This is a genomic window from Miniphocaeibacter massiliensis, from assembly GCF_900232905.1.
GTDB lineage: Bacteria > Bacillota > Clostridia > Tissierellales > Peptoniphilaceae > Miniphocaeibacter > Miniphocaeibacter massiliensis.
On sequence record NZ_OCTQ01000004.1, the window covers coordinates 111,338 to 135,521 of the forward strand.

25 protein-coding genes are annotated in these 24,184 nt (G+C 27.6%); 6 read left to right on the plus strand and 19 right to left on the minus strand.

Annotated elements, in window-relative coordinates:
• Positions 1 to 78: 78 nt before the first annotated feature.
• The 4 genes from CS899_RS08380 to CS899_RS08395 all read right to left on the minus strand — a co-directional run bounded on the left by CS899_RS08380 (position 79) and on the right by CS899_RS08395 (position 5,012).
• Positions 79 to 795, minus strand: coding sequence for a TcaA NTF2-like domain-containing protein (locus tag CS899_RS08380; protein WP_100065741.1), 717 nt, complete (start codon positions 793 to 795; stop codon positions 79 to 81).
• Between the two features lie 188 nt (positions 796 to 983).
• Complete coding sequence (locus tag CS899_RS08385; RefSeq protein WP_100065742.1) at positions 984 to 2,840, minus strand: ABC transporter ATP-binding protein; 1,857 nt, start codon at positions 2,838 to 2,840, stop codon at positions 984 to 986.
• On the minus strand, positions 2,830 to 4,566 hold the full coding sequence (locus tag CS899_RS08390; protein ID WP_100065743.1) for an ABC transporter ATP-binding protein: 1,737 nt from the start codon (positions 4,564 to 4,566) through the stop codon (positions 2,830 to 2,832). The genes CS899_RS08385 and CS899_RS08390 overlap by 11 nt, the downstream gene beginning before the upstream one ends.
• Positions 4,560 to 5,012, minus strand: a complete 453-nt coding sequence (locus tag CS899_RS08395; protein WP_100065744.1) for a MarR family winged helix-turn-helix transcriptional regulator — start codon at positions 5,010 to 5,012, stop codon at positions 4,560 to 4,562. The genes CS899_RS08390 and CS899_RS08395 overlap by 7 nt, the downstream gene beginning before the upstream one ends.
• A 127-nt stretch (positions 5,013 to 5,139) precedes the next feature.
• Here CS899_RS08395 and CS899_RS08400 point away from each other — a divergent pair, with 127 nt between their 5' ends.
• Entirely contained in the window at positions 5,140 to 6,057 is a 918-nt protein-coding gene (locus CS899_RS08400; protein WP_100065745.1) for a diacylglycerol/lipid kinase family protein, read from the plus strand.
• 427 nt (positions 6,058 to 6,484) lie between these two features.
• On the opposite strand, the gene CS899_RS11090 is transcribed toward CS899_RS08400, so the two are convergent.
• From CS899_RS11090 to hemZ, 3 genes are all read right to left on the minus strand, one after another.
• Positions 6,485 to 7,534: a 3D domain-containing protein gene (locus CS899_RS11090; protein ID WP_277985538.1), complete on the minus strand. Its 1,050-nt coding sequence runs from the start codon at positions 7,532 to 7,534 to the stop codon at positions 6,485 to 6,487.
• A 266-nt stretch (positions 7,535 to 7,800) separates the two neighbouring features.
• On the minus strand, positions 7,801 to 8,211 hold the full coding sequence (locus tag CS899_RS08410) for a hypothetical protein (protein ID WP_100065746.1): 411 nt from the start codon (positions 8,209 to 8,211) through the stop codon (positions 7,801 to 7,803).
• Between the two features lies 1 nt (position 8,212).
• Positions 8,213 to 9,637: a coproporphyrinogen dehydrogenase HemZ gene (hemZ, locus tag CS899_RS08415; RefSeq protein WP_100065747.1), complete on the minus strand. Its 1,425-nt coding sequence runs from the start codon at positions 9,635 to 9,637 to the stop codon at positions 8,213 to 8,215.
• Positions 9,638 to 9,721: 84 nt separating this feature from the next.
• On the opposite strand from hemZ, the gene CS899_RS08420 reads away from it, so the two are divergent.
• The gene (locus CS899_RS08420; RefSeq protein WP_100065748.1) at positions 9,722 to 10,879 is read left to right on the plus strand and encodes a M20 family metallopeptidase; all 1,158 of its coding nucleotides are present in this window, start codon (positions 9,722 to 9,724) and stop codon (positions 10,877 to 10,879) included.
• A gap of 95 nt (positions 10,880 to 10,974) precedes the next feature.
• On the opposite strand, the gene CS899_RS08425 is transcribed toward CS899_RS08420, so the two are convergent.
• From CS899_RS08425 to CS899_RS08455, 7 genes are all read right to left on the minus strand, one after another.
• Entirely contained in the window at positions 10,975 to 12,765 is a 1,791-nt protein-coding gene (locus tag CS899_RS08425; RefSeq protein ID WP_100065749.1) for an LTA synthase family protein, read from the minus strand.
• Between the two features lie 197 nt (positions 12,766 to 12,962).
• Positions 12,963 to 13,682 carry a pseudouridine synthase gene (locus CS899_RS08430; protein ID WP_100065750.1) on the minus strand — a complete coding sequence of 240 codons (720 nt, stop codon included), beginning with the start codon at positions 13,680 to 13,682 and terminating at the stop codon, positions 12,963 to 12,965.
• Between the two features lie 42 nt (positions 13,683 to 13,724).
• Positions 13,725 to 14,243, minus strand: coding sequence for a M15 family metallopeptidase (locus tag CS899_RS08435; protein ID WP_100065751.1), 519 nt, complete (start codon positions 14,241 to 14,243; stop codon positions 13,725 to 13,727).
• Between the two features lie 105 nt (positions 14,244 to 14,348).
• Entirely contained in the window at positions 14,349 to 15,260 is a 912-nt protein-coding gene (locus tag CS899_RS08440; protein WP_100065752.1) for a DMT family transporter, read from the minus strand.
• 102 nt (positions 15,261 to 15,362) lie between these two features.
• Positions 15,363 to 15,689: a DUF2752 domain-containing protein gene (locus CS899_RS08445; protein ID WP_164995899.1), complete on the minus strand. Its 327-nt coding sequence runs from the start codon at positions 15,687 to 15,689 to the stop codon at positions 15,363 to 15,365.
• Between the two features lie 67 nt (positions 15,690 to 15,756).
• Positions 15,757 to 16,110 carry a DUF4234 domain-containing protein gene (locus tag CS899_RS08450; RefSeq protein ID WP_100065754.1) on the minus strand — a complete coding sequence of 118 codons (354 nt, stop codon included), beginning with the start codon at positions 16,108 to 16,110 and terminating at the stop codon, positions 15,757 to 15,759.
• A gap of 72 nt (positions 16,111 to 16,182) precedes the next feature.
• Entirely contained in the window at positions 16,183 to 17,874 is a 1,692-nt protein-coding gene (locus tag CS899_RS08455; protein WP_100065755.1) for a DEAD/DEAH box helicase, read from the minus strand.
• 138 nt (positions 17,875 to 18,012) lie between these two features.
• Here CS899_RS08455 and CS899_RS08460 point away from each other — a divergent pair, with 138 nt between their 5' ends.
• Positions 18,013 to 18,825 (plus strand): HNH endonuclease, encoded by an 813-nt coding sequence (locus tag CS899_RS08460; RefSeq protein ID WP_100065756.1) that lies wholly within the window; start codon positions 18,013 to 18,015, stop codon positions 18,823 to 18,825.
• Here the strand turns inward: CS899_RS08460 and CS899_RS08465 are convergent.
• Genes CS899_RS08465 through CS899_RS08480 form a run of 4 tightly spaced genes read right to left on the minus strand, consistent with a single transcriptional unit; the run spans position 18,822 to position 20,835 of the window.
• Positions 18,822 to 19,571: a glycerophosphodiester phosphodiesterase gene (locus CS899_RS08465; RefSeq protein ID WP_100065757.1), complete on the minus strand. Its 750-nt coding sequence runs from the start codon at positions 19,569 to 19,571 to the stop codon at positions 18,822 to 18,824. The genes CS899_RS08460 and CS899_RS08465 overlap by 4 nt on opposite strands.
• A gap of 15 nt (positions 19,572 to 19,586) precedes the next feature.
• Complete coding sequence (locus CS899_RS08470) at positions 19,587 to 20,159, minus strand: DNA-3-methyladenine glycosylase I (RefSeq protein ID WP_100065758.1); 573 nt, start codon at positions 20,157 to 20,159, stop codon at positions 19,587 to 19,589.
• Positions 20,159 to 20,464 carry a DUF6506 family protein gene (locus CS899_RS08475; protein ID WP_100065759.1) on the minus strand — a complete coding sequence of 102 codons (306 nt, stop codon included), beginning with the start codon at positions 20,462 to 20,464 and terminating at the stop codon, positions 20,159 to 20,161. Before CS899_RS08475 ends, CS899_RS08470 begins: the two co-directional genes overlap by 1 nt.
• Positions 20,465 to 20,478: 14 nt before the next feature.
• Positions 20,479 to 20,835, minus strand: a complete 357-nt coding sequence (locus CS899_RS08480; protein WP_100065760.1) for an iron chaperone — start codon at positions 20,833 to 20,835, stop codon at positions 20,479 to 20,481.
• 42 nt (positions 20,836 to 20,877) lie between these two features.
• Between CS899_RS08480 and CS899_RS11170 the strand changes: the two genes are divergently transcribed.
• Positions 20,878 to 21,165, plus strand: a complete 288-nt coding sequence (locus CS899_RS11170; RefSeq protein WP_100065761.1) for a DUF1294 domain-containing protein — start codon at positions 20,878 to 20,880, stop codon at positions 21,163 to 21,165.
• Here the strand turns inward: CS899_RS11170 and CS899_RS08490 are convergent.
• Positions 21,146 to 22,495 (minus strand): aldehyde dehydrogenase family protein, encoded by a 1,350-nt coding sequence (locus tag CS899_RS08490; RefSeq protein ID WP_100065762.1) that lies wholly within the window; start codon positions 22,493 to 22,495, stop codon positions 21,146 to 21,148. The genes CS899_RS11170 and CS899_RS08490 overlap by 20 nt on opposite strands.
• 94 nt (positions 22,496 to 22,589) lie before the next feature.
• Between CS899_RS08490 and CS899_RS08495 the strand changes: the two genes are divergently transcribed.
• Positions 22,590 to 23,441: a DMT family transporter gene (locus CS899_RS08495; protein ID WP_100065763.1), complete on the plus strand. Its 852-nt coding sequence runs from the start codon at positions 22,590 to 22,592 to the stop codon at positions 23,439 to 23,441.
• Positions 23,442 to 23,456: 15 nt separating this feature from the next.
• Positions 23,457 to 24,182 carry a DUF5131 family protein gene (locus CS899_RS08500; RefSeq protein ID WP_100065764.1) on the plus strand — a complete coding sequence of 242 codons (726 nt, stop codon included), beginning with the start codon at positions 23,457 to 23,459 and terminating at the stop codon, positions 24,180 to 24,182.
• Positions 24,183 to 24,184 lie beyond the last annotated feature (2 nt).

The window sequence follows — 24,184 nt, forward strand, 5'->3', positions numbered from 1 at the left end:
ACTATCTTTTTAGGTAGTTTACAATAGTTTTTTCAAAAAATATTACAAATTTTTAATAATTCTCATAATTAAAAAGATTTATATTATTACCTCTTTTTTTTCATAGTATGTTTTTAGATTTGTCATACTTGTTGCTTTCCATTTATTATTATCAGTTTCATCTATTTCAAAAGTATAATCTGCTGTTTGAGCGATATTTATATTGTTTCCATTTTCATATGTAATATTGTATACTTCAAAAGCTTCTATTTCTGATATTTTATCATCTAATGTCTTTATGTTCATTATTATATTTATTGACTCTATATCTTTAAATTTATCTTGTATATAATCTTTTTGTAACTTATATAACTCACTATCTACAACAATACCTTTTTGCAAATCTTCTACTTTTCCAGATACTTTAGCTTTGCAATAAGCATTTATGTAGTCTTCTACTCCTTGTTCTATCTTATCTCTGTCTTTACTTTTCTGGTCTCCTGTATAATTATAATGTATAACTCCACTATTCTCTGACACATTAACTCTCCCATCTCCAGATAATAAATTTTCTAAATTTTTATTTTTAGTTTCATTTTCTATTATATCTTCGTTATATTCATTAATTTTAATTTTTGTTATTTCTTTCTTATATTCACTTATCTTAGTTTCATTTTTTGTTATTTCACTTTTGTATTTATCTATCTTAGTTTGATAGTTATTAAATGTAAATACCAAACCACTTGTAAATAATATTCCTATTAACCATTTGAGAATTTTACATATCTTATTCTCTTTTTTATTTTCATTCGCCACTCTTTTTTCTCATTTGTTTTATATAATATTTTTTATGATTATATATGTTGTAGCAATATTTATTTAATTTTACCATATTCTTTGTTTAATATCTTTTGTTTTTTAATTATTGATTGTATATATTTACAAATACTATAACTACCTTATACAAATAATGATAAATAAAAAAGAGACTATTCCTAGTCTCTTTATTCTAACTCTAAAGCCCCTGTATATAGTTGATAATATGTTCCATGTTCTTTTATTAAATCTTTGTGGTCTCCTCTTTCTATTATGTTACCGTGGTCTAATACCATTATTGCATTTGAGTTTCTTATTGTAGATAGTCTATGGGCTATTACAAATACTGTTCTTCCTATCATTAAACTGTCCATTCCAGCTTGAACTAGAGCTTCTGTCCTAGTGTCTATACTGGAAGTTGCTTCGTCTAGTATTAATACTGGAGGGTCTGCAACCGCCGCTCTAGCAATTGAAAGTAATTGTTTTTGTCCTTGAGAAAGTTCTTCTCCATTGTTGGTTAATAATGTGTCATATCCTTCTGGTAACAATTTTATAAAACTGTCTGCATTTGCAAGTTTAGCCGCCATTATTACTTCTTCATCTGTTGCGTCTAACCTACCATAACGTATATTATCCATTATTGTTCCTGTAAATAAGTTTGTATCTTGTAACACCATTCCTAAAGATCTTCTCAAATCATATTTTTTGATATCTTTTATGTTTATTCCATCATACAGAATTTCTCCTTCTTGAATATCATAAAATCTATTTATTAAATTTGTTATCGTTGTTTTTCCTGCTCCTGTTGAGCCTACAAATGCTATTTTTTGTCCTGGTTTTGCAAATAGACTTATATTATTTAGTATTGTTTTCTTACCGTCGTAACTAAATACTACGTCCTTAAATCTAACATCCCCCTTTAACTCAACATATCTTTGTATATTTTCTTTTTCTAATTTCCAAGCCCATGTTCCTGTTCTTTCTTTTGTTTCTTCTATTTCTCCATTTTTAATCTTAGCTCTAACTAATGTAACTTTTCCTTCATCTACTTCAGGTGTTTCATCCATTACAGCAAAAATTCTATTAGCTCCTGCTAAAGCCATTATTATAAAGTTTGCTTGATTTGACATTCTACCAAAAGGCATTGAAAAGCTTCTTGTTAATTGCAAGAATGATGCTATTACTCCTACTGTTACTGCACCTTTTCCTGTTATTACTAAAATACTACCTAAAAAAGCTGTTAGTACATATTGTAAAAACCCGATATTATTTACTACAGGCATCATTATATTTGAATATCTATTTGCATTTGTAGATCTATGACAAAGTTTATCGTTTAATTCTTCAAAATTTTCTATTGTACTTTTTTCGTGATTAAATACTTTTACTACTTTTTGACCATTCATATATTCTTCTATAAATCCATTTACATGTGCTATATCTCTTTGTTGCATTACAAAGTATTTCCCACTTTTAGAAGTTATTTTCTTTGCTGTAAACACCATTATTACAACCATTACTACTGCTAATATAGACAACGGTACATTTAATATAAGCATTGCTGAAAAAGCTGATATTATGGTTACAAACGATGAGAAAACATCTGGTAAACTTTGAGTTATCATTTGTCTAAGTGTATCTACATCATTTGTATACAATGACATTAAATCTCCATGTGTATGTTTGTCAAAATAATTTATAGGTAATGTTTGCATATGTTCAAAAAGTTCATCTCTAATCCTTTTTAAAACACCTTGCCCTACATTTACCATTAACCTATTTGATACATAAGATGCCAACACACCCGTATAGTAAAGTGTCCCCATTAAGACTACGGTTTTAAACAGCTGCGAAAGGTCTGAATTTTGATTTCCAATAAGCGGTGTTGCTATGTCGTCTATAATGTACATTATAAATAATGGACCTACTAAGTATGAAAGAGAGCTTATAATTACAGTTATTACCACTATTATAGTCTGAATTTTATAAGTTCCTAATATATACTTAATTAGTCTTTTGGCTACTGACCAGCTACTATTGTTCATCGAATAATCCTCCTTTCATCTGTGAGTTATAAACTTCTTGGTATATTTTACTAGTTTTCATTAATTCTTCTGGAGATCCTACTGCTACAATTTGTCCTTTATCTATTATAATAATTTTATCTGAATCTTCTATTGAGTTAATTCTTTGGGCTATTATTATTTTAGTTACATTTGGAATTTCTTCTTTAAATGCTCTTCTAATTGCTGCGTCTGTTTTTGTATCTACTGCTGAAGTAGAATCGTCAAGTATAAGAATTTTAGGACTTTTTAAAAGAGCTCTCGCTATACAAACTCTTTGCCTTTGTCCTCCTGAAAGATTTGTTCCTCCTTGGTCTAAAACCGTATCGTACTTATCTGGCAATGACATTATAAATTCATGTGCTTGAGCCAATTTACATGCGTGAATTATTTCATCATCTGTTGCATCTTTATTTCCCCATCTTAAGTTTTCTTTAATAGTTCCAGAAAAAAGTATATTTTTTTGTAATACCATTGCAACAGAATCTCTAAGTATTTTTAAGTCATAATCTCTAACATCTTTTCCTGCTATTTTTATACTTCCATCTGTTACATCATAAAGTCTTGGTATAAGCTGTACCAAAGATGATTTTCCTGAACCAGTTCCTCCTATTATTCCCACAGTTTCTCCCGATTTTATATTTAAATTTATGTCTTTTAACGCAGATTTTTCTTTGTCTTTTATATAACTAAAGTAAACTTTGTCAAATATAATTTCCCCATTTTCTAATTCTTCAACAGGTTTTTCTATATTTCTTAAGTCAGGCTTAGTATTTAAAACTTCTGATATTCTCTCCATAGATGTTCTAGAAATTATTATATTTACTAGCACAAAAGAAAACATAACCAAACTATTTAATATTTGCCATGCATATGTTATTAAACTCATTAACTGTCCTGTTAACATATTTTCTGAAACTATCTGTTTTGCTCCTACGAAAGAAATAAATATAATTGCTGTAAATACAGAAAACTGAACTACCGGTCCATTTAATATAATTATTTTTTCAGCTTTTTTAAATAGTTTGAAAATTAGCATTGACATCTTGTCAAACTTTTTATTTTCTTCTTCTTCTCTTGCGAATGATTTTACAACTCTTATTCCTGAAACATTCTCTTGCACAACTCTATTTAAATTGTCATATTCATTAAATACTTTTTCAAATATTGGATGTACTTTAAAAATAATTACTAATAAAGCTACAGCTAATAAAGGTATCATTATAAAAAATATCATTGCAACTTCTGAATTTATTCTCATTGCCATAATTAATGAAAATACTAACATTAAAGGTGATCTAACTGCTGTTCTAATAATTAGCTGATATGCCGCTTGAATATTTGTAATATCTGTTGTTAATCTAGTTACTAGACCAGCTGTAGAAAAATCATCTAAATTTTTAAAAGAAAAACTTTGAATTTTCTTGAATATATCGAATCGTAAATTTTTTGCAAAACCAGCAGATGCATCTGCTGCTGCTCTTCCTGCTAATGTGCCTGCTATTAAAGAAAATATTGATGCTAATACTAAAATTAGACCTAATTTTGTAATATAATCCATATCATTTTTTCTAATACCTTTATCTATTAACCAGGCCATTAAAAATGGCATTAAAACTTCAAATATTACTTCAATAGCCACAAATGCAGGGGCTTTAAAAGAAGCTACCTTATACTCTCTTACTGATTTTAAAATGTTCTTTAACATAGATCACCCTCCCCATATACCGAATCTATATTTTTATAAATATCACTTATCACCTCTGAAAAAATTTTCAATTTATCTCTATCTATCCCCTTAACCAATAAACTTTCATATTCTTCTATTTCCAAATTAATTATTTTTTGTAATTCGATACCTTTTTTAGTCAATTTGATTTTTTTAGCTCTAGCATCTTCTTTGGAAATTTCTCTTGTAATTAATTCTCTTTCTTCCATTAATTGAACAATACCTGTTACTGTAGATCTTCTAAGCCTAAACTCTTCTTCTATTTTTTTTTGAAAAACTTGATTATTATTTCCTTCTCTAACTATAAAATTAAGTACTCTTGCTTGAACGCCTGTTACTCCATGTTTTTCAGATACTATATCAAAACCCCATTTAACCTTTTTTGACAATATATTTACTTTTTTACCATAATGTATAGTTTCCATTTTCTCACCCCTTTTGTTAGGTTACTAACATATTATATACATGTAGTTTCCCTTTGTCAATAATGACATATATTAATTTATAGGTATAATGTATATAGACGTTTAGTTTATTGAAAGAGGAATATTGATGTATCATTTTATAGTAAACCCAAACTCTCGAGGAGGACTTGGAAGTAAACTTTGGGAGAAATTAAAAATTATTTTAGATGAAAAAAAAATCATTTACAATTATAGCCTTACCAAAAATTCAAAAGACGCTGAAAAAATAGCAACAAGCCTTTCTGAAAATATAAATAATCCAACTACTATCATAGTATTAGGTGGAGATGGCACTTTGAATGAAGTTGTCAATGGATTAAAAAACATTAATTTAATTACTCTAGGAGTAGTTCCTATTGGTTCTGGAAATGATTTTGTAAGATCTTTTGGCGATAAAAAAACCTACCAACAATATTTAGAAAGTATATTATCTCCTAAAGAAATTGTTGAATACAATATGGGAATAGTCGAAAACGAAAATTACACTAGAAAATTTATTGTATCTTCTGGTATAGGCTTTGATGCTTCCATTACAAATACTGTAAATTATTCTATTTTTAGAAAAATATTTAAAAATACACCAATAGTAAAGCTCATCTATATTTTTAGTACCATAAAAATTCTTATACAATATAAATCTTTGAAATATACAGTACATGAAGACAATAAAGTTACAGAGTTTGATAATGGATTTTTTTGTGTAGTTATGAATACACCTTATGAGGGAAAAGCCGTTAAATTTTGTCCTAATGCTAAAGGTTATGATAACTATTTAGACTTTTGTATAATTACAAGTAAACATAAATTAAAAATAGTTTACCTAATTTTAAGAGCATATTTTGGTAAACATATAACAAGTAAAAGTGTATATATTTCTAAAGGTAAAAACTTTAAGATAGAATGCTCTGATATTACTCATTGCCATACTGATGGTGAACAAATAGGTAAAAGTAATTGGGCAAAATATTATTTAGCTAATAATAAATTAAAAATAATAGTAAATTAATTTATAAAAATGTTTAAATCTTTTTTATTGGGTATATATTTAATACAAAATAATTTTAGTTTACAATTATACCAACTAAAATTAAAAAAATATATATTAGAATTTGATGTCGGGTTTAGTATAAGAGGTTATACTTTATCTTTATTCAAATAATAAATGTATATTATTAATTATCACTAAAATTATTTTTTAATATAAATCTAATGTTATTAAATATAACCCAAGATTTTTAAAAGAATTGTTTTTTCAAAAATTTTTAGAAGGGATTTGATATTATGATGGAACCTAAAATAGATTGTTGGTGTAATTGCAAATAAAAAGAGATTTTACTAAAAAATGGTAGAGTCTCTTTTTTGTTTGCTTAAATTTAGTAGAATTAAAATTGATTTAACAAAAACAAAAAAGATGCTTTAAAAGCATCTTTTTATTATTTTAATATATAAACTTTTACGTTATTTTTTACTCCCCATTGGTAACATCTATCCACTGAATTAAAGTGAACATCTATTTTGTTTCCTTTTATAGCTCCACCTGTGTCACCTGCTATAGCATATCCATAACCTTCAACATATACTTTTGTTCCTAAAGGTATAACTCTTCTATCAACAGCTATAACATTTGGGTTTTTTCTTAAGTCTATTCCTGAAGCAGTTTTATGGCTAAGTCCTGGTTCATTCATACTGTAAGCTGTTGCTTTTACAGTTAAAACTTTTGAATAAGCAAAATCTTTATCATTGTTTTGGTTATTCTCTTGTTTTGATTCTTCTTGTGCTGGTTTCTTAGCTGGTGCCTTTGCTACTTCCTTAGCTGATAAATAAGAAGAATAAACATAACCTGTTTTTCCATTATATTCTATTTTTAACCAGTTATTTTCTAAAGTTCCTGTTACTTTTGTTCCTTTAGCTAATACTCCTAAAGATTTACTTTCTGTCTTGCTAGATTGTCTAACATTTAAAGAATCAGTAGTCCATCTTGTTAAAGTTTCAGATTTCTTTTCTTTTACTTCAGTAGGCTCTTCTTTTGCTTCTGTTGTTTCTTCAGTAGCTTCAGTTGACTCTTCTTTCGCTTCTGTTGTTTCTTCAGTAGCTTCAGTAGGCTCTTCTTTTGCTTCTGTTGTTTCTTCAGTAGCTTCAGTTGACTCTTCTGTTGTTCCTATTACTTCAGCTGACCTTACTGGTGTTTCTTCTCCTATAGTTAAACTACCTATAAGATTTTCTGTATAACCTTGAATATCTGAAACAATTGTTAGTCCTTCGTTTTCAGCTATGATTATTCCACCTGCAAGACTTAAAATAATTTGCTCTTGTGATCCTATATATTCTACTTTGTTGTTTTCAATTTGATCTACTGCTACTGTTGAATCTTCACCTTCTATTTTAGGTAAGTCCACTTTAGTATCAGCATAACTCAAATTAATGGATGATGCTGTTATTGCTCCTACTGCAAGACCAGAAACCATTAATTTCTTAAAATTCATTCTTACACCTCTTTAATTGATTTTTAACTCTTTTGTAGTTTAACCCAACCAACTTTAGGTGTCAATAAAATAGCTATATTTCAATGTTTTATATTTAAAAACTCGTCTATTTTCATCTAAAATTTACAGTTTTGTAACTTTTTTGTAATATTTTTGTAATAATTGACCCCCTTCAAACCTTGAAATCAAAAGGTTACAAAAGTGTTACAATTTTTTTCATAAAATTAATCAATTTCCAAGGCATATTTGTTACTTTTTTGTAATATTTACATCTCTCCTAATCTCTTTTTTATGTCATATATATATCTATTTTGTAATTTTTGTAAATTTACGAATATAAATGATGCAATCATTGCACCTACACTTTTAATGTCATTTTTTTGATAAAGCTCAACAACGCAGCTATTTTCTCCAGTTTTTTTAAACTTTGCTTCAAATATCCCATCTATATTACTGTTTTTCATTTTTAATTTATAGCTTTTGCAAGATTCTTTTTCCTCTATAATATACTTGGTTACCAATCCATTTATAGTTGTTTCCTTAAATTCTTCTTCATTTATAAATTCTACTTTTTCTATTTCTGGTCTCCAACTTATATTATTTCTATTTGTTATAATTTCCCAAACATCTTCCACACTGGAATTAAATTCAGCTTTATTTCTAGCCTCTTTTATCATTTTAACCTCCTATTAGTCCTTTTTTCTCTTCTATTATTATATCTATTTTATTTATATAATCTCTCATATTCTTATAATTTCTATGATTTAATATGAGCCCATCATTCTTTAAAATTTTAGTACTAGATCCCATTCCTACACCTACAATATTTTCTTCTTCTTCCATCATTGTAATATTATAGATACATTCTTTTCCTATTTTAGAAAATCCTATATTTTCCATATTTCCTAAAATTTGTTTTTGTCTATATATATAGTACGGTATATAATCATTTTTTTTAGCAAATTCTTTTACCATATCCATCATTTTTTCTATATTCTCTACTTCATCTTTTAGTTCTATAGATTTTTCATTTAATTTAGATCCTTTTTTAACGGACAATGTATGAACTGTTAAGTTCTCTGGCTGTAAGCTTTTTATAATTTCTAAAGTATTTTTTATATCTTCTATATCTTCTTCTGGTAACCCTATAATTAAATCCATGTTTATTGACTCAAAACCCATGTTTTTTGCGTCATTATATCTTTTTATAAGCTCTGTATTGTTCTGCTTCCTACCTATTAGTTTTAAGGTATTTTCATTGAACGTTTGAGGATTTAAAGAAATTCTATCAACATTATATTTCTTAAGTATCTCTAACTTACTTTTAGTTATAGTATCCTCTCTTCCAGCTTCTACTGTAAATTCTTTACTCTTTAATTCACTTATATTTTCATTTATATATTTTAATAAATCCTCTAACTGTTCATCGTTTAACGATGTTGGAGTACCTCCTCCAATATATATAGTATTTAAATTTAAATTCTTGCAATAATGAAGCATTGCAAATAATTCCTTTTTTAATACTTCTAAATATTTTGGAACTAAGTCTTTATGCTTACCTATTTTTAGCGTTGAAAAACTGCAATAATCACACCTTGTAGGACAAAATGGTATATTTATATAAATACTGTAACTGTCATTTAAAAGTTTTGACAAATATACTTCTTCTATTTTAGCAATTTCTGTTATTAACTCTGCCTTTTCTCTTTGTAACAACAATTTATTCTCTAGGTGTTCTAAAGTTTCTTTTTCAGAGTATTTTTCCATAAGTTTTTTAGCTATCTTTACAGGTCTTATTCCTGTAAGCACACCCCAAGGGTTTACTTTATTAAAAACCCTTTTGAAAAATTTTAGTATTTCAGACTTTACTAATTGTTTTTTAGTAAATAAATCATCTGTTTTTTCTTCAAAATTTTCTATATAAGAATTGTAAATTATATTGTTATTTTCTTTATATATAATAGATAGATTTTCTTCTATTGTTATATTTAGGTTGTTTTCTTTAGTTTCATCTACAAACTCAAAATTATCTTCTCCTATAATCATTCTTATCAGTTCAAAAATTTCGTGTTTGTAATTTTTATCATTTAAGTAAACCTTCATTTTTACCTCTCGTTATAGATTATCATAACTTCATTGAGCTACTCTACTTATTATAATATAATATTTCTGAAAGGTAGTGATTAAATGACTCATAATTTTTCTAAATATGAAGAAGAATTATTATATTTATTACAAGAGGCTGTGAGGATAAAAAGTATTAATCCTCCAGGAAATGAATTAGAAATGTGTGGTTTTGTTTATGATTTCATGAAAAATTTAGGAATCGAAACTCATAAAGTTGAAGTTGAAGAAAATAGATATGATGTAATTTCCATAATAAAAGGGGAAAATCACGATAATGGAATAATTTTTACAGGACATATGGACGTAGTTCCTGTTAGCGAAGACGAATCTACAAGATGGACTGTTGCACCTTTTTCAGGAATTATAAAAGATGGATTTTTATATGGTAGAGGTTCTTCTGATATGAAGTCTGGTCTTTGTTCTATTATGATAGCTATGAAATACATTAAAGAGAACAATATTACTCCTAAAAGAGATATTGCTCTTGTTGCAACCGTCGATGAAGAAGATAGTATGAAAGGTTCTAAAGCTTTAATAGGGCATGAATTACTTAAGAATTTTAGAGAGGTTGTTGTATGTGAACCTACCAATATGGAAGTATGCAATGTAGGCAGAGGTAGAACTTATGGCATCATAGACATAAAAGGTAAAACAGGTCATGGTTCACAGGTTTCTTTAGATAAAAATGCGATTTTAATAGCTAATAAGATAATAGATAAAATGATGGCAACATACCTTTCTGATATGGCTCATGAAGAATATGGTTCTAGCTTTTGGCAACCTTTAGCTATTCATGCTTCTGTAGACCCTTGGGTTGTACCCGACGATTGTGAATTGAAAATAGATTCTCGACTTGTTCCTAACCATTATTGTGACGATATTTGGAATAGAATAGACAATATTCTTATGGAAATAAAAAAAGAACTTCCTAGTGTTAGCACAAATGTTACAGTTTTAGATAAAAGGGAACCTTGGACTACTGATACAAATACTGAACTAATGATAAATATTAAAAATATATATTCCATGCTAAATTACGATTTAGTATTGAAAGACTTTAAAGGAACTACAGACGGAACCATGCTTAGAAAAGATGGTCGAGATGTTGTCATAGTTGGTCCAGGACTTCTAGCAGGTGTTCACAAAGAAAATGAAAAAGTCTTAATTTCAAACCTTTATAGAGCATTGAGGCTTTATACTGAACTAATGCAAGTATAAAACAAACAATACACTAACTGTAATTAAAGAAATAAAAAAAGATTCATTATATAGAATTTTTCATATAACGAATCTTTTTTATTTTTATTAATTAATTATTTTTCTAAGAACTTTTTATCGTAAAATATACTTTTCTTACTTAATTCTTCTTCAAATTTTTTAAATCCATCTTCTTCTAGAATTGTTTTTTCTTTAGAAAATAAATTAGTCCCTAACCCTAACTTGTCCCCTTCTATTTCTACGCCAATTGATGAAAGAACTGTTGGAAACATATCAAAAGGAGCAAAATCTCTAAACTGTGTTTTTACTTCATGTTTAGGCAATATAGGATTTAGTATAACATTTGTAACTGTTCTATGATAGTCTGGGTCAAAATCTTTGAAGAAATTTTTATCCATACTTAAATGATCTCCCGTTAGTACAATAGTTGTATTTTCATAGAAAGGTTGTTTTTGAATCCATCTTACAAAATCGTAAACTTGACTTTGAGAATGTGCAATTACATTTGCATATTGTGATTTGTAAGGAGTAGGAGCTTCTTTTTCCAAATATCCATCTGGAAAATGTGTATCGGCATTTTCCATTACAAAATTAAAAGGCTTGCCAGTTTTTGAAAGTCTAGTTATTTCTTCTTTTGCAAAATCATATAGTTTATTATCTTCAAATCCCCACCAAACATTGTACTTTTCTGGAATAAGTCCTTTTTTTCTAGCATATTTAACATCAAAAATATTAAAATCTCCATGGGTTGTAAAGAAAGCTGTTAATCCACCAAAGTCAGCATCTGCTCCAAACATTATAGTTTGCTCATAGCCTTCTTTTTTTAATATATCTCCAATAGTTGTTGCTCCAGGTAGAAAATAACCATCTAAGCCATAAGTATTTCTATCTGTAGATACTTTTAATGGTAATCCTGTACTCATATTTACCATTGATGCTACTGACCAACTTGAGCCATAAGTTTGGTAAGGTCCTCCCATTAAGTCATTATTTGAAAAACTAACACCTTCTTTTGTTAATATCTCAAGCTTTGGCATTAAATTTTCATCCATATTACCACCTAGTTCTTTACTAAAATAACTATTCTCATAAGACTCTAAGTAGATATGAATTAAATTTCTTTTTTTCTGTGGAAATGTCAATTTAATGTTTTCAGGATCTACAAAATTATCCTGAATATAATTGGATTGATTAAAGTTAGCTCTGTAAACAGAAATTAAGTCCAATTCCTTAAATGTGTAAAAAGCTCCCCCAACAAGTATTATTAAAGAAACTAAGTACATAAATCTCCTTGATAATTTATATGAGAACACTTTTTTATTATTACTTAATAAATTATATTTTCGACTCAACAAAAATATAAAAGGTATTAGAAACCCTATAATACCTAAAATTGGTTTTTCTAAAGGTATGGCAACAGTATCAGTTGCAGTACCAACCATAGGTGATTTTAAATTGAAAATAAATTGTTCAGGTGCTACTTTCCCAAATATGCCTATGAGTAAATTTGTTCCAAAATAAAGAACCATTCCAATTATTGAAAATATAATAGCTACCACTATTAAAACTCTTGTTACTACAGTTAATTTCTCAACTGCTGTCTTAGTTGTTTTCTTAATAATAAGGTATTTTAGAGCAATAAATAACGCTCCTAAAAGCAAAGTTGCCAATATATATTTTAATGTAAATGAAATATTATATCTGTCAGATGAAAACAATGACTCTTTTTTGAAAATAAAAGTCAATACAAATAAAGATATAATATTAATACCTACAGAAATATATAACAAGCTAAGTATTTTTTTGAATTTACTAGAATACTTAAATAATAAAACATTAATAATTCCTATTATTAATCCCGGTATTAGATAAGATAATATTTGCATATAAACCTCCTTGAGTAATTACATAAAAAATATTACTATATAAACCAAAAATAATAAAGGAAAAGGTCTAAAATATAATAATATTATTAAAATCTACCAATAACTTAAGTAGCCTTATAAAAGCTCTTTAAATAAAAGAATCATTAAATGAAAATTTCCACTTAATGATTTTTATCAGTCTAACAATATAATTAAATTTAAATATTATCCTCTGCTTTTAATATTCTTATTTCTTCTTCTGTCAATTCTCTATATTCGCCTAATTCCAATTCTTTTGGTAGTTCAAAGTCCCCCATTTTTATCCTTTTTAAATAAGTAACACTGTTGCCAACTTTTTCAAACATCCTCTTTACTTGATGAAATTTTCCTTCGTATATAGTAAGTTCACAGGATTTTTCCGTTAAATCAACAATTTTCGCTGGCTTAGTTATTATATCTTCAGGAAGTAACTTTATACCCTTTTCAAAAACTTTAAAATAATTTTCTTCTATCTCTTCTTCTAACTCTACATAGTAAGTTTTTGGTATATTTTTCTTAGGAGATGTCAATTCGTGATTAAACTGTCCGTCATTGCTTAAAATAAGCAATCCTTCTGTATCTTTGTCAAGTCTTCCTATTGGAGCTGGCTTGAAAAATTTGTAATAATCATCTATTAAATCTATTACTGTCTCGTGTTGAGAATCTTCTGTTGCTGAAATAACTCCACTTGGTTTATTCATAATAATATATATAAATTCTCTGTATTCTATTATTTCTCCGTTATATTTTATTACATCTTTTTCAGAATCTACAATTCTCGCTGTATTTTTTTCTACTTCATCATTGACAGTTATTAACCCTTTTTTAGCATCTTTTTTTATTTCATTTCTACTTCCAACACCCATGTTAGAAATTAACTTATCTAATCTTAATCTCATGTATTTCTACCTTTCTTGTATCAATACAATTATTTTATCACACTAACTTTCAAAATGTCCTTTATCTTGATATTCTTTCCAAAAATAACCTGCTTCTAAACCTATAGACTCTCCAATTTCTGCACATCGTCTAAAAAATTCTTCATCTCCAAACATATTCCCTGCTTCATTTTTAGCGATGTCAAAAGCCTTTCTTGAAGTATGATAACTTTTCTTAGTCCAAGTAACTTGTGAGCCTTCTCTAGTCCTTCCTTGAGAGTAAAGATAGTCTTGTCTTTCTTGACTCCTATAAGTTTCTATAATCATAACTGGAAGTCCTTCTTTTTCACAAGCCTTTAAAAACTTTTCACAAAGTCTTTTTGTTTCTGGCTCTAGCTCATTTATGTCCCTGCATACTGGATAATCTGCTTCATTATACGAAATATTCTCATAATAGCTATAATCCTCAAATGGGTTGGAAAATCTACTTCTTACAACGTTAAGTATAAAAAAAACTATTCCCAATACTACTATTGTAGATATAAATATAATAATTCCTCTTAATCTTTTTCTTTTTTTCATAACTCTCCACCTCATAATTAAGTATATCTATAAACTTTTGCAAAAAACCCACAATATGTTTACAAAATATCAACAAAAAAAGAGGTGCTAAACCTCTTTGTTCTTTTACCCCTTATCCAAATTCAATATAGATGTACCTAAAACTACTAAAGTTAACCCCATAAAGATATTTATTGTAAAATTTTCTCCAGGTAAAAACAATGTTGAAAGAATTGTTCCAAAAATAGGAATAAATAACATGTACACTGAAACTTCCCCTGCTTTATTATATTTTAAAATCGTATACCACAGAGCAAATGCTGTTGCTGATAAAAACCCACTATATAGCAACAATGCTATCCCTTTTCCAGTCCATTTAAAAGATATGTCCGTTCCAAGTCTCCCTATTATCATTAAAACTACTGAACCTATTAACATTTGTGCACAAGTTGTTATAAAAGGATTTGTATTTCCTCCTTTTGCTTTAACATATACAGTTCCAAGTCCACTAAATAATGCTGCTAAGAATAAAAATCCTTCTCCTGTAAATTTAAATTGAAAGTCAAACCCTGCATTTATGTTCGTTACAACTATGCCAAAAAGCCCTACAATTATAGCTATTACTTTATATTTGTTTAACTTGTCGTCTTTAAATAATATAGAAGATAATATTACGATTATAAAAGCAGACGATGACTGCAGTATTGCCGATTTAACTCCCGTGGTATTTCCCAAACCTATGTAGTAAAAAGTATATTGTAATATTATTTGTAAAGTAGCTAATATAATTAAAAATTTATAATCTAATATTTTAAAGTTTATTTTTTCCTTTACAAATATTTTCATATAAATTAAAACTATTAATCCCGCTATAAAGAATCTAATTCCTGCAAAGTATACTTTTGCAAAATAGTCCATTTGTGGTATTTCAAAAACTTCATAGCTTATTTTTAATGCTGGAAATGCCGAACCCCACAAAAATGTAACCAACAATGTCATTGGTATGTAAAATTTCTTCTGTTTAAATAATTTTTCCATAATCTCTCCTAAAATATATCTTTCTACTATTATACACCTACCTTTAATTTCCAACTAAAAAACCTTAGTAATTTACTAAGGTTTAATTTTTTAATAACAATTTTATTTTACTATCGGTTGTAAATAATCAAAATAAGGTATATTTCTAAGTAATGCAAACACAATTAAAACTACTATTAGCACATATGTTAATTTTGTATCAAATTTGTTAAATTTATTCTTTCCTTCTATATAACCGTAAACATACTTTACTATTATATATATCAGTGCTGGAGAAAGTACAAATAGTGCTATATTGCTCCTAAACGCTGTGTAAATATCACCTTTAGTTATAGACATAATAAGCCTAGTTACTCCACAACCTGGACAATAAAGACCTGTAACAGCATTTATAGGACAAGGTATAGCAATTTTAAATTTTTTAGTCACAAATAGGTATATTAACCCTATTAAAAAAAGTAAAAAAATATTAAATATTCTTTTACTTTTCTTTTTTTTAATAATATGCTCTTCCATGGTTGTTTATCTCATTTTGAATTAATGCATTTGTTATTATACCTACACTAATTAAGTCTAATATAAGATAAAGTATTCCTGAATTACTAGAAGGTATTCCTCTCATATTCTTCATTCTATCTAGTCTTTCGCCTGCTTTATAGTCCCAATAAAATTTGTAAATTCCACATGTAATTATAGTAAGTAATAATAACATTCCACCAGATGTTTCCTGTGGTTCTTCTGTTACTATATTTAAGTCATCACCTAAACAAACTATCCAATATAAATTGTAAAGTCCACACGTAATTATTGATAATATAATACATAGAGCTACGTTTCTCTCTTGTACCATATGCAACACCTCCTTATTGTTCATATTATACCAAAAAAAGTAAGCTATTAGCCTACTTTTTTTGGTATAATACTATTTATCTTTTTTATTAGCTTTTTCTACAGATACTTTTGAACCTTTTATATACTTATTGTTTAAGTTCTTAACAGCTTTATCTGCAGCTTTTTCATTTATATCAACAAATGTAAATTTATCGTAAATATCTATATTTCCAACATCTTTTGATGCAATATCTGCGTCATTGCAAAGAGCTGAAAGTATATGTTTTTGAGAAACGCCTTTTCTTTTACCAACATTCACAAATATTCTAGTAGAGTTTTTGAAGCTTTTTCCTTGTTTTTTATCAGAGCCTCTTCTATCTCTTCTATCTCTTCCACTATCTTGTTTAGATCTATTTCTATCTCTAGCATTTCTTCCAAAAGTAGCTCTTTTATTATTGTCTACACTATCTATTTCTTCGTGACCATCTAATCTATTTTCTTTAAGATATAATTTTAATATCGCTGCTGCGATATGCATTGAACTATAGTCTTCACTTTCTAAAAGACTCACTATTTCTATTTGCTTTTCTAGTTCACCGTCATCTAAAATTTTTCTAATCATTTCTATTATCTTAGATGATTGTTTAGCTTCTATATCTTTTAAAGTTGGTAGATTTTTTCTATCTATGGAAGATTTTGTATATTTTTCTATTTCTCTTAATATATTGTAATCTCTTCCAGTAACAAAACTTATTGCCGTTCCTTCTCTACCTGCTCTTGCTGTTCTACCTATTCTATGAACGTAATATTCATTATCTTGTGGCATATCGTAATTTACTACTAAATCTACATCGTCAACATCTATTCCCCTTGCTGCTACATCTGTTGCAACTAGAACGTCTATTGTACCTTTTCTAAACTTGTTCATTACTACATCTCTTTGAACTTGTTTTAAATCTCCGTGTAGACCGTCTGCAAAATAACCTCTAGCTTGTAAATCACCAGTAAGTTCATCTACCATTCTTTTGGTATTACAGAAAACTACCGTTAATTTTGGATTATATATATCTAAAACTCTAGATAACACTTCTGGTTTTATATTACCTTTTAGTTCATAGTAGAACTGTGTAACTCTTGGAACTGTAAGTTCTTTGTTTACAACTTTTACTACCTTAGGATCTTTCTGATATTTTCTAGCGAATTTCATCATATCCTTATCCATTGTTGCTGAAAAGAATAATGATTGTCTATCATCTGAAACATCTGTAAGTATAAGCTCTATGTCTTCTCTAAATCCCATAGCGAACATTTCATCTGCTTCATCTAATACAAACATATTTATATCGTCTGTTTTTAATGTTCTTCTCTTTATATGATCGATTACTCTACCAGGTGTTCCTATTACTATTTGAACTCCCTTTTTTAAAGCTCTTAATTGTCTTTCTATTGGTTGTCCTCCATAAATTGGAAGAACTCTTAAATTTTCTTTGTACTTTGCTAATTTAGATATTTCTTCTGAAACCTGAATACATAATTCTCTTGTTGGACAAAGAACTATTGCTTGTACTTTTTTACTTTTTGAATCTACCTTCTCTACAATCGGTATACCAAAAGCTGCTGTCTTTCCTGTTCCTGTTTGTGCTTGACCTATTACGTCTTCGCCTTCCATCAAATAAGGTATTGCCTGAGCCTGTATTGGCGACAACTCTTCAAAGCCCATATCGGAAACAGCTCTTAATACCTCTTTTGACAGATTAAATTCATTAATCGTTTTTTCTGTCATTAAATAATTTTACCTCTTTCTATTTTTTGTCCTCGTTTAATATATCATTAATGACTTTCTTTTACAAATAAATATTTTATATTTTATGATATAATGTGTTAAATAAGTAATATTTAAATTATTTTATAGGAGATATTAATGAATTCTAAAACATTTACTAAAATTGATTATGGTATATACTACTTTGCAAATATTATAGATACTATTCTCGAAGATGACTTTCCATACTTAAGAAATTTAAATGACCTTTTTGGTGAATCTCAAATCCAATATTATATTAAGCCATTTCAAAAACATTCAGCATTTCATGAATTTATATCATTCACAGTTGATTCTATTTTTAATGAATATAGTGATAGATTCGATTACGTTCATACTCATAAAGAATCTCATCTCAAACACTGGTTTGATAGATACAATATTCCTACAAAAAATATATACTTATGGCTAAATTCTAAAAACAAAAATCTTGAATATCTTACTGAAATAGATGTTGATGATTATTACCAAGATTTATTATCAAGTTCTGAATATTATTTTTTACTTGAAAAAATTACGGGCGAAATATTCTTTTTGCTATTCTCAAATAGAAAAATATTACAACGTTTTAATATTCTATTATCTAGCTATTTAGAACTACTGGATGGCTCTGATATCGACAAAGAAAATATTAAATATGTACAAGGTAATAGCAGGCTACATAGACAAACTATTCCTGTATGGGTTAAAAACGCTGTTTTTTTCCGTGATAGAGGAAGATGTGTTTTTTGTAATAAAGATTTATCAAATCTAATTACAAATCAAAACCGTATAAATTATGATCATATAGTGCCTTTAAATTTATACGGATTAAATGATATTACAAATATCCAATTGTCTTGTCAAGAATGCAATAATTCTAAACGCGCTAAGAATTGTTCAACTAATAATATATACGAAAAATGGTATTAAATTTTACGCTCAATACCATTTTTAATTTTTATAGCTATTTCTGGATAGTCTGTTATAACTGCCTCTAGTTTTTTAGAAAAACAATATTTCATATCTTCTTCATTATTAACTGTCCAAACCCTTATATTCTTTGGAAAATTTTCTATGAATTTTTCTTTGTCTTTAATCGCTTTTACATTTGGATGCAGTCCCTCAAATCTTCTATCTTTTTCAAGTTTAGAAATTTCTTCTTTTTTATTAGAAATACCCTTTACAAGCCAAGCTTTCTTAGCCTTTCTATCATAAAAATGTATTCTTTTTAAAGATTTAATATTAAAACTAGAATACAAATAATCAAATTTCAAATCTTTACTTAGTAAAGTTTTAGCTAAATACCTTTCTATTTTCCTATATTTTATTTTGTCTGTCTTTATTTCTATATTTAATGTACCTTTGAATTTTAGTTCATTAAGCAACTCTAAAAGTTCATCTATTGTAGGAATTTTTTCGTCTTTATATTTTTCGTCAAACCAACTTCCTGCATCTAGCTCTTTTATCTCCTCTAATGTCATATCCTTAATGTATCCTCTACCATTAGTTGTTCTATCTACAGTTTCATCGTGTATGACTATTAATTTCCTATCTTTACTTAAATGAACATCTATCTCTATACCATCTGCTCCTACCTTTACCGCTTCTTTTATAGATGCAAATGTATTTTCTGGATGTGTACCTTTACTACCCCTATGAGCAAATATTTTTTTCATTTATTTCTCTCCAAGTTACTGTGATTTTGTCTTATATTTACAATATACCAAATGGTCGTCTATTACTCCTATAGCCTGTAAATATGAATATATTATTTTATCTCCAACGAAGTTAAAACCTCTTTTTTTCAAATCTTTACTAATTTTAACTGATAGTTCTGAACTTGCTGGAACATCTTCTATGTTTTCCCAGTTGTTTACTATCTTTTCATTATTTGTAAATGACCAGATATATTTATCAAAACTTCCAAATTCTTTTTGAATATTCAAAAATTCTTTAGCATTTTTTATTGAAGATGCTATTTTTCTTCTGTTCCTAACTATCCCTTCGTTTTGCATTAACTCTTCTATTTTATCTTCATCATATTTTGCTACAATGCTCGGTTCAAAATTATCATATGCTTTTTTATAATTATCTCTTTTTTTAAGTATAGTTATCCAGCTAAGCCCTGCTTGTGCTCCCTCTAGTATTAACATTTCAAACAAGTATCTTTCATCGTGATTTTCTACTGACCACTCGTTATCATGATACTTCCGTTCTATGTCTGAACCTACCGCCCAGTCACATATTCTACTACTCTCAGCCATTATTTCTTACCAAATGTATAAAATTCGTCAACTAATGGCTTCATATCGTCATCTGTAACTACATAGCTTATTCCAACTTTGTGATTTGTAAGTTCTATTAGCTCTCTTGCCTTTTCTTTTCCAAATGCTCCACAAAGTTCAAAGTCTTTTACTCCTTCTTCTACAAGTTTTAGAACCATTTCTTTTGCTTCTCCAAAATTTCTAACTGTTTGTATTATTGTAGTGAAGTTCTTACTTTTAAATTCTGCCCTGTCTTTTTCTGGGTCATAAATTTTACCCATTATTATTGTTGCTGATTTTTTCATTTTTTTACTCCTTATTATTTACTTTTCTTATTAGTTTTATCTCTTTCGATATTATATTCAATAATTTCTTTAATTAATTCTTTAGGTATTTCGTCGGTATATTTTATCTGAATAGTACCTTTTTTGTGAGAATATTTTCCTAGTTTATCTTTAAAATGAACAACTGCTTTATCTCCTGGATACACTCCAACATGATTTTTATTTCCTGCAAAATGTATTATATATTTATTTAAATAATAGCTAGGCATTCCCCACGATATTTTTTCTTTTAATTCACTACTTGAATTTAAGATAATATTTCTGTATTCTTCTAATATTTTTCTTTTTTCTTCTTCAAATCCAATCAAATAATTGTCAACTTCTTTGCTCATTATTTAATATTCCTCCATATGGTATAATTTTTTAATAAAGGAGTGGTAATTATTATTAAATTTATATATATTTTTTTTATTTTAGTAAATTTATTTTCTTTTGCTATTTATGGAATAGACAAGTTAAAGGCTATTAAAGGTAAGTATAGAATACCTGAATCTGTGTTACTTTTTTCTACATTAATTTCTGGTTTTTTAGGTTCTATTCTAGCTATGCTATTATTTAAACACAAATTATCAAAAAAGAAATTTGTTGTCGTAGCCCTATTATCTTCTATTTTTTACTTAGCTTTACTTGGTACCTATATTTTTAACCTAGTACATTTTTAGCTATGTTGAATTTTGTATTTGTATAAGGTGGATATCTAAAGCTATTAGATATTCCACTTTGTGTTTCTATTATGCTAGTTTTATGGGTAAATGTATCTATACTATACATTCCATGGTAGCTACCTAGTCCACTTTCTCCCATTCCTCCAAAAGGTATCTTATTTTCTGAAACGTGAACTATTACGTCGTTTATACAGCCACCACCAAATTTAAGTTCATTTATTACTTTGTTTATATTTTCGTCTGTTTTGCTAAATATATATAACGCCAATGGCGTAGACTTTGAATCTACGTAATCTACAACATCTTCCAAGTTTTCATATTCTATTATTGGAAGTATTGGTCCAAATATTTCTTCTTTCATAATTTCATCTTGTACTTTAGCTTCTGTTAATAACGTTGGCTTGAATACTCTTTCTTCTACAAAAAAGTTTCCACCGAAAACATCTTTTCTTCCTTCAATTAATTTAGACAATTCTTCTATTTTTTCTTTAGTTATTATTTTTGCAAGATTTTCTTTATTGCTATATCGTTTTTCAATTTCTGTTTTTAAATTTTTTACAAGTTTTTCTTTTACTGCCTTGTCTACAAGCACATAGTCTGGAGCTACACAAGTTTGACCAGCATTTAAAAACTTACCCCAAGCTATTTTCTTTGCTGCATCTTTTATATTTGCAGATTTATCCACTATACAAGGACTTTTTCCTCCTAGTTCTAAAACTACTGGCGCCAGGTTTTCAGCTGCTTTTGTGTATATTATTTTACCCACTCGTTTACTTCCTGTAAAAAAGTAAAAGTCATATTTTTCATTTAATATTTCTTCATGAGAATAGTTATTTGCAAAGAACACCAACTCTTGTGGTAAAACTTTTAATATTTTTTCTATAATTTTATTTGTACTCGGTACTTTACTTGAAGTTTTTAACAGTACTGTATTACCTGCTGCAACTCCCCCTATTAATGGTACTAATGCTAGTTGAAAAGGATAATTCCAAGGAGACTGTACTAAAACTTTCCCATAAGGTTTTTTAATAATTTTAGCTCTTCCTGGAAATATATTTATTGAAGTTCCAACATACTCCTCTTCTAGTAATTCATATAAATTATCTATAAAATACTTAAGTTCTTCTGTAACAATTTGATATTCTGTTAAAAATCCTTCATAACCTGTTTTTCCTATATCCTCTTTTAATGCTTGTAATATTTCATCTCTATTTTTCTTTACTTCTTTCTTTAGTACTTTAAGATACTTTATTCTATCTTCTATATTTTTAAATTTACCATTTTTCAAAAATTCATCTTGTGATTTTAGTATTTCTTTTAAATTCATTATATTACCACCTCATTATCTATATTTACCCACATCACACTGATTACCTTTCTCATTGTGATATAATACTTTTTGAAAAAGGAGATAGATTTTAGTGGATATAGTTTTAGACCGTAAAAAAGGTATATTGTTCATGCTAATTTCTTGTTTTTGGTTTGCTGCAATGCAAATGTTTGTAAAACTTTCTGGAAATAGCATACCTTTATTTGAACAAGTATTTTTTAGAAATTTAGTAACATTATTTTTATGTGGTTTTTTATGTTTTAAAAATAATGTTAGATTTTTTGGAACAAAAGAAAGTAGACCTTACTTATATTTAAGGTCAATTTTAGGTTATTTAGGCGTAGTTTTAAATTTTTATGCTATTAATAATATGAATACTGCTGATGCTACAATTTTACAAAAAAGCTCACCTATTTTCGTAATTATTTTTTCAGTTATTTTCTTAAAAGAAAAACTTACTAAAACAAATATAATTACTTTAATACTTTGTTTTATAGGAGCAATTTTTGTTGTTAGACCTCAGTTTAATTCTACTGTTATACCCGCGGTAGCAGGGCTTGCTTCTGCAGGTTTTGCAGGTGGTGCTTACACAGTTTTAGCATATGTTAACAAAATGGAAGATTCTAATACAATAATTTTCTTCTTTTCGTTAGTTTCGTCTATTATTACAATTCCTTTTCTATTTATAGATTTTGTAACTCCTACCTTTATACAGTTTTTAAGTCTAATAGGTATAGGTATTTTCGCAGGACTTGGGCAAATTTTCTTAACCTTGTCTTATAAATATGCACTAGCTACTGACGTTAGTATTTACAATTATGCAACAATAATTTTCACATCTATAATGGGTTACTTTATTTTTGGTGAAATACTAAATATTTTTAGTGTCGTTGGTATTGTTCTAATATTTTCCTCTTCTTATTACCAATATAAAAGGAGATAATAAAAAGGTGATTATATGGCTATGTGGAACCCTTGGAGAGGTTGTCGTAAGTATAGTGATGGTTGTAAATTCTGTTATATACACAAAGGCGATTCAAAAAGAAGTGTAGATACTAATTTAATAACTAAGACAAAAAACTTTGAATATCCTATAAAAAAACTGAAAAATGGTGAATATAAATTAAAGTCTAACCAAATGGTTTACTTGTGTTTTTCTACTGATTTTTTAATAGAAGAAGCTGACTCTTGGAGAGAAGAGTGTTGGAAAATTATTAAGGAAAGACAAGATTTGAATTTTTTATTTCTAACCAAAAGGATAGATAGATTTTTAGACTGTATCCCTACAGACTGGAACGATGGATATGATAACATGATTGTAGGTTGTACTATTGAAAATCAAAGAACAGCTAATTACAGGCTAAATATTTTAAAAAATTTACCTATTAAACATAAAAATATAATTTGTCAGCCTTTAATTGAAAATATAGAAATAGAAAAATATTTAGATGATGTTGAATTAGTTGTTGTTGGAGGAGAGTCTGACTACAATGCTAGACCTTTAAATTATGACTGGGTCTTAAACATTAGAAAACAGTGTCTAAATAAAAATGTTAATTTTGAATTTAGACAATGTGGCACTAATTTTATAAAAGATAATAAGTTATATAAATTAAATACAAAAATATTATGTTCTCAAGCAAAAAAAGCAAATATAAATTTTATAGCAAAAAGCAAAGCCTAAAT

Coding starts and splice junctions, on each gene's coding strand:
- CS899_RS08385 (WP_100065742.1), bottom strand. CDS start 2,840: ATGAACAATAGTAGCTGGTCAGTAGCCAAAAGACTAATTAAGTATATA.
- CS899_RS08480 (WP_100065760.1), bottom strand. CDS start 20,835: ATGAGCAAAGAAGTTGACAATTATTTGATTGGATTTGAAGAAGAAAAA.
- CS899_RS08435 (WP_100065751.1), bottom strand. CDS start 14,243: ATGAAAAAAAGAAAAAGATTAAGAGGAATTATTATATTTATATCTACA.
- CS899_RS08475 (WP_100065759.1), bottom strand. CDS start 20,464: ATGAAAAAATCAGCAACAATAATAATGGGTAAAATTTATGACCCAGAA.
- CS899_RS08390 (WP_100065743.1), bottom strand. CDS start 4,566: ATGTTAAAGAACATTTTAAAATCAGTAAGAGAGTATAAGGTAGCTTCT.
- CS899_RS08455 (WP_100065755.1), bottom strand. CDS start 17,874: ATGACAGAAAAAACGATTAATGAATTTAATCTGTCAAAAGAGGTATTA.
- hemZ (WP_100065747.1), bottom strand. CDS start 9,637: ATGAAGGTTTACTTAAATGATAAAAATTACAAACACGAAATTTTTGAA.
- CS899_RS08460 (WP_100065756.1), top strand. CDS start 18,013: ATGAATTCTAAAACATTTACTAAAATTGATTATGGTATATACTACTTT.
- CS899_RS08410 (WP_100065746.1), bottom strand. CDS start 8,211: ATGATAAAAGAGGCTAGAAATAAAGCTGAATTTAATTCCAGTGTGGAA.
- CS899_RS11090 (WP_277985538.1), bottom strand. CDS start 7,534: ATGAATTTTAAGAAATTAATGGTTTCTGGTCTTGCAGTAGGAGCAATA.
- CS899_RS08440 (WP_100065752.1), bottom strand. CDS start 15,260: ATGGAAAAATTATTTAAACAGAAGAAATTTTACATACCAATGACATTG.
- CS899_RS08470 (WP_100065758.1), bottom strand. CDS start 20,159: ATGGCTGAGAGTAGTAGAATATGTGACTGGGCGGTAGGTTCAGACATA.
- CS899_RS08465 (WP_100065757.1), bottom strand. CDS start 19,571: ATGAAAAAAATATTTGCTCATAGGGGTAGTAAAGGTACACATCCAGAA.
- CS899_RS08425 (WP_100065749.1), bottom strand. CDS start 12,765: ATGCAAATATTATCTTATCTAATACCGGGATTAATAATAGGAATTATT.
- CS899_RS08450 (WP_100065754.1), bottom strand. CDS start 16,110: ATGGTACAAGAGAGAAACGTAGCTCTATGTATTATATTATCAATAATT.
- CS899_RS08490 (WP_100065762.1), bottom strand. CDS start 22,495: ATGAATTTAAAAGAAATACTAAAATCACAAGATGAATTTTTGAAAAAT.
- CS899_RS08500 (WP_100065764.1), top strand. CDS start 23,457: ATGGCTATGTGGAACCCTTGGAGAGGTTGTCGTAAGTATAGTGATGGT.
- CS899_RS08400 (WP_100065745.1), top strand. CDS start 5,140: ATGTATCATTTTATAGTAAACCCAAACTCTCGAGGAGGACTTGGAAGT.
- CS899_RS08420 (WP_100065748.1), top strand. CDS start 9,722: ATGACTCATAATTTTTCTAAATATGAAGAAGAATTATTATATTTATTA.
- CS899_RS08395 (WP_100065744.1), bottom strand. CDS start 5,012: ATGGAAACTATACATTATGGTAAAAAAGTAAATATATTGTCAAAAAAG.
- CS899_RS08430 (WP_100065750.1), bottom strand. CDS start 13,682: ATGAGATTAAGATTAGATAAGTTAATTTCTAACATGGGTGTTGGAAGT.